A 1323-nucleotide genomic window follows, 5' to 3' on the forward strand; every position below is an offset into this window, starting at 1 on the left:
AGTTCTCTAGATCTTTTTAAAGAGCAATTGAATCATTAATTCATGCCCAAATCATAACACATCAGGGCAGGATTACGCACGCTCAGTGCTCACTAAAACAGGGGTTATTTGAACCATGCCAGAAAAAGGATTCTCTCCATTCCTATTTTAGGAAAAAATCAGCACTAATTTTAAATTTTCTTTTTAGCTCAGATATATGATTTTTTCCTAAGCTTCGTTCTCCATTTAGAAATTTGGAAACATTTGCTTGGCCACCAAATATAGGAGCAAGATCTTTTTGATGAAGTTGATTGATATTCATTAGATACTTTACCAACTCAACATCCGTTACATTTTCACCAATCAAAGGAAAATGCTCATTATCATATTGCTCTAAGTTCTCACCGATGATTTGCATTGCCAAAGCTAGAGGATGATTTTCATCATCACGAACCTCGTCAATTAATTTATCTAGAATATCTTCGAGATATTTATATTCATTATCATTAGTTGGTTTCTTAAACACAGTTAGTGGTAAATGAAATTTATGTTTGGTTTTATTGTCAATGTAGTCAATAGCAAGAGCCTTCATAAATCACCTCGCTTTAATTTTTCTTTATTAATTGGTTTGTCATATTCAGCATGTGTCCAAATTGTTCTGACATAACAAGTTTGGGTGTTGTAATGAATCGCCGTTATTAAACGATAATTATTACCACCAACATTAAATATAGTGTAGCCATAAACAGGATCTACACTATTAAAAACTTGCCTCAACTCAAAAATATTAGACGCATTTGTCTCTAACATTTTATAGTACCACTCTGTCAGTGGGATTTCAGATTGAACATTACTTATATAATAATCGCGAAGTTTTTTCTTAGAAATGATACGCAAAATTTAGTTTCGCTCAAAAGTATTTAATACAAGTATATGTCAATGTGATATATATGTCAATGTGACATATAAGTAGTATGATGATGCCAATAATGCCAAGTAGGAAATAAAACGGGGGGTTGCCTGGTAGTATTCTTTACTAAAACCCTAATTTTAAACCCAGCCTGACATGACTCTTGGAAGTTAATTATCTAGGTTAACTTTTCTAAGTTGCGTAATTAGCAGATTATACGGGAGAGTTTATTTTTCAAGTTATAAGTAATAGCATTATTTATTAAGCCATTTAGTTTCTAATAAATAATTAGAGTTTAAATCGATTTCATTAAGGAGTGTAATTTTTATGGTTGACAATAGATGTTAAAACGGTAATACTAGCTTCAATTAAAAACCTGTTAGGTGCTATTGTGGCAAAGTATTATCGAGTCATATTTGAAGAATATGATATGA

Annotated in this window: 2 protein-coding genes; both read right to left on the reverse strand. The window is 31.4% G+C overall.

All coding sequences use genetic code 11. From position 1 onward, the window contains the following. Positions 1-142: 142 nt before the first annotated feature. Positions 143-571 (reverse strand): type II toxin-antitoxin system HigA family antitoxin, encoded by a 429-nt coding sequence (locus ELY15_RS15805; protein WP_058393378.1) that lies wholly within the window; start codon positions 569-571, stop codon positions 143-145. Further along, positions 568-876, reverse strand: coding sequence for a type II toxin-antitoxin system HigB family toxin (locus tag ELY15_RS15810; RefSeq protein WP_064276601.1), 309 nt, complete (start codon positions 874-876; stop codon positions 568-570). Before ELY15_RS15810 ends, ELY15_RS15805 begins: the two co-directional genes overlap by 4 nt. Positions 877-1323: the final 447 nt, after the last annotated feature.

This window comes from Legionella sp. km772, from assembly GCF_003989735.1.
In the GTDB taxonomy this organism is placed as follows: domain Bacteria; phylum Pseudomonadota; class Gammaproteobacteria; order Legionellales; family Legionellaceae; genus Legionella.